Genomic DNA, 3,396 nt, shown 5'->3' with positions numbered 1-3,396 from the left:
CCGTGTCCGCGCCGACGATCGAGCCGACGTCCCGCCACTCCAGCCCGGCGTCGGCGAGCGCCGCCCGGGCCGCCGCCGTCCCGTACTCGACGAAGCCGCGCCCCCACTTGCCCCAGGGGTGCATGCCCGCGCCGAGCACCGCCACATCCGCCGTCATGCCGTCACCCCCGTAGGCCGCCAGTGCCAGGTCGTCCAGGTCGTCTCCGCGTCCTCGCTGAGCACACCGGGGACGACCTCCACCTCCATGCCCACCGTCAGATCGGCGACGGTGATCCCGGGAACCGCCTGTCCCAGCACCACGATCCGCTCGGACTCCAGCTCCACAGCGATCAACGCGTACGGTTCCCACGGAAGTTCCGGATCGCTCACATACGGTGACGGTGGCCGGTACTGGCTGTCCGTGTAGGACCAGACACGGCCGCGCCGCGACAGCGGGACCTCCTCCAGGTCGCCGCCCGGGCAGGCCGGATTGCGGCAATGGCCGTCCTCACGCGGGAAGAAGACCGAGGCGCACGCGGAACAGCGCGTGCCGAGCAGGCGGAAGCCGTCCCCCTCCCCGGTGAACCAATCGGTGACCACAGGTGTGCGTGTCCGCGACAACGTCCCTCCACGGCACTGGATCTGACGGAACGTCAGAAGTGTGCCACGGGCAACGGAAAATGAGCAGGGCGTTTCGGTGAACCATGGAGCCTCTTACGGCGTCGTGATACCGGGAGGGACGGCCGGGGCCCACGGGGGTGGCTCCGGCCGTTTCCCGTTCACTCGCGCGGCCCCCGGAAAGACGTCCTCCGCTTGATCGGATACAGTCCGCCGGGTGTCCGAAACTCAAGGCTCCGTCCCCAACTCCGCGCCGGACTCCCACTGTTCGAGCTGTGGATCGCCCTACGGAGAGGGCGTCTCCGGCTGGCCCCGCACCTGCCCGGCCTGCGGCACGGTCGCCTACCGCAACCCGCTGCCCGTCGCCGTCGCACTCCAGCCCGTGTACGACACGAAGGGCACCGCCCTGGTCGTCATCACCCGAACCGTCGCCCCCGCGCGCGGAGGCGTCGCCCTGCCGGGCGGCTACGTAGACAACCGCGAGGACTGGCGAGCGGCCCTCGTCCGCGAACTCAGGGAGGAGACGGGCATCGACGCCGCGACCCGCGACGTACGACTCGTCGACGCCATCAGCTCGCCCGACGGCCACCTCCTGCTCTTCGGGGTCCTCCCCGAACGCCCGGTCGAAACCCTGCCCAAGTCCGTCGCCACCGACGAGACGGAGGGCTGGCACCTCCTGCGCAGGCCGGAGGAGCTCGCCTTCCCGCTCCACTCCGTGGCCGTCAGGGCCTGGTTCGAAGGCCGGTACATCTGAGGTCAGCCCTCGCCCAACCCTCGCACCCGCACCGGGTAGGACGGCGCGCTCACGCCGTCCTCCAACTCCCGCTCCACGACCACCCGCCGGCCCTCCCAGCGGGCGACGTACCGCTCGATCTCCGGTTCGTCCCAGCCGTCGCCCGCGTCCGGCACCATCAGCCCGCCCCCGGTCCGCCCACGCGCGGGCGCCCACACCTCCAGCTCAAGGCCGCCGTCCGCACCCCGCACCGGCAGAACGGCACCCGCGCGCGCGAACACCGGAATCCGCGACAACGGGGCATCGACGAGAACCTGGGCCGGCCCCTCGTACGCCTGCTCCGTCTCCGTGTCGTACCAACGCCCCCTGGGCAACTGCACCGCACGCCGGTCCGACCCCGGGTCGAGCACCGGCGCCACCAGGAGGCAGTCGCCGAGCAGGAAGGCGTCCTCGCAGTCCCGTAGCGCACGATCCTCCGGCGCACCCCACCACAGGGGCCGCACATACGGCGCCCCGGTCCGCCGCGCCAGATGCGCCAGCGTCATGAAGTACGGCAGCCGCCGCCGCCGCTCGACGAGCGCCACGCGCGCGTGCTCCAGCACCTCGGCACCGAACTCCCAGGGCTCGCGACGCCCCGCCCGCAGACTCGCGTGCGTGCGGAACAGCGGCAGATACGCGCCCAGTTGGAACCAGCGTAGATACAGCTCGGGCGACGGACTCCCGTCGAAGCCGCCGACGTCCGGACCCGAGTACGGCACCCCGCACAACCCCAGCCCCATGACCAGCGACAGCGAGGCCCGCAGTCCCGGCCAGCCGGTGGCCACATCGCCGGACCAGGTGCCCCCGTAGGCCTGCATCCCGGCCCACCCGGAGCGCGAGAAGAGGAACGGCCGCTCCTGGGGGGCAAGTTCGCGCAACGCCTCGTAGGCCGCTCTGGCCATGCACAGCGCGTACACGTTGTGCGCCTCACGATGGTCACCGCCCCGCCCCTCCAGGTCGTGCCGGGCCGAACGCGGCAGCGTCGACTCCCCGAAGGCGGCGAACGACGTCGGCTCGTTCATGTCGTGCCAGAAACCCGCGAACCCCTGCCCGAGCCGCTCCTTGTAGAGCCCGCCCCACCACTCCCGCACACGCGCGTGCGTGAAGTCCGGGAAAACCGCCTCCCCGGGCCATACGACGCCCCGCACCAGCCGCCCCGACGCGTCCCGCACGAAGGCATCCTCGGCCGTCCCGCTGTCGTAGACGGCGTTTCCGGGTTCGGCCTTCACCGCGGGGTCGACGATCGACACCAACCGGATGCCGTCCCGCCGCAAGTCCTCGGCCAGCACCGGCAGCTTCGGGAACCGCTCGTGGTCGACGGTGAACACCTGATGCTCGTCGTAGTGGTCGATGTCCAGGTGGACGGCGTCCAGCGGCAGACCGTGCTCCTGGTAGCCGGCGACGATCCGCCGCACCTCCTGCTCACTGCCGAAACCCCACCGCGCGTGATGGTGCCCCAGAGCCCACGCAGGCGGCAGCGCGGGAGCACCGGTGAGCGAGACCCAGGCGTGCAGCACGCGCGCGGGAGTGCCCACGATCACCCAACAGCGCAGCGGACCGCCGTCCATCCGCAGCTCGGACGCCCCCGCCCGGTCGTGCCCGGAACCGGCACCCTCCTCGCCCTCCCGCAGCGTCACCACGCCGTCCCAGGAGGTGTCGTGGAACACCAGATGTGTGGCCGCGTCGGCCACCACCAGCTGCACCGGCATGGTGATGTACAGCGGATCGTCACCCGGCGCGAACGCCCGCCCGGGATCGGTGTTCCACAGCCGGTACGTCCCGTCGCGCAGCCGGGGGCCCGACGCGCGCCCGCCGAGCCCGAAGAACCGGGCGTCCGCCGCCACCTCCGACCGCTGCATCCAGCGTGCCGTGCCGCCGCCCACCGGCTCCCACCAGCGCGGCGGCAGATCCCTGCGCAGCGTCACACCACCGGGCGTAAGCACCTCGACCGCGCCGTGCCTCGACACGGCGACCGTCACCCGCTCCGCCACGACCCGCCAGCCGCCGTCCTTGTCCGGCTCCAGGAC

General features: G+C 72.2%; 3 protein-coding genes and 1 pseudogene. 1 reads left to right on the top strand and 3 read right to left on the bottom strand.

The annotated features are described in order from the left end of the window. A pseudogene (locus R6V09_RS49155) lies at positions 1-157 on the bottom strand (lipid-transfer protein); the annotation flags it as partial. Further along, positions 154-579 carry a Zn-ribbon domain-containing OB-fold protein gene (locus R6V09_RS49150; RefSeq protein WP_317887934.1) on the bottom strand — a complete coding sequence of 142 codons (426 nt, stop codon included), beginning with the start codon at positions 577-579 and terminating at the stop codon, positions 154-156. The gene R6V09_RS49150 and the pseudogene R6V09_RS49155, both read right to left, overlap by 4 nt. Before the next feature lie 235 nt (positions 580-814). Here R6V09_RS49150 and R6V09_RS49145 point away from each other — a divergent pair, with 235 nt between their 5' ends. Further along, positions 815-1,351 carry an NUDIX domain-containing protein gene (locus tag R6V09_RS49145; RefSeq protein WP_317887933.1) on the top strand — a complete coding sequence of 179 codons (537 nt, stop codon included), beginning with the start codon at positions 815-817 and terminating at the stop codon, positions 1,349-1,351. Positions 1,352-1,353: 2 nt separating this feature from the next. Here the strand turns inward: R6V09_RS49145 and R6V09_RS49140 are convergent. Next, on the bottom strand, positions 1,354-3,396 hold a 2,043-nt coding region (locus R6V09_RS49140), incomplete at its 5' end, for a glycoside hydrolase family 31 protein (RefSeq protein ID WP_317887932.1).

It is taken from the genome of Streptomyces sp. W16, assembly GCF_033194735.1.
Lineage (GTDB): Bacteria > Actinomycetota > Actinomycetes > Streptomycetales > Streptomycetaceae > Streptomyces.
This window is presented reverse-complemented; position numbering and strand designations above follow the sequence as displayed.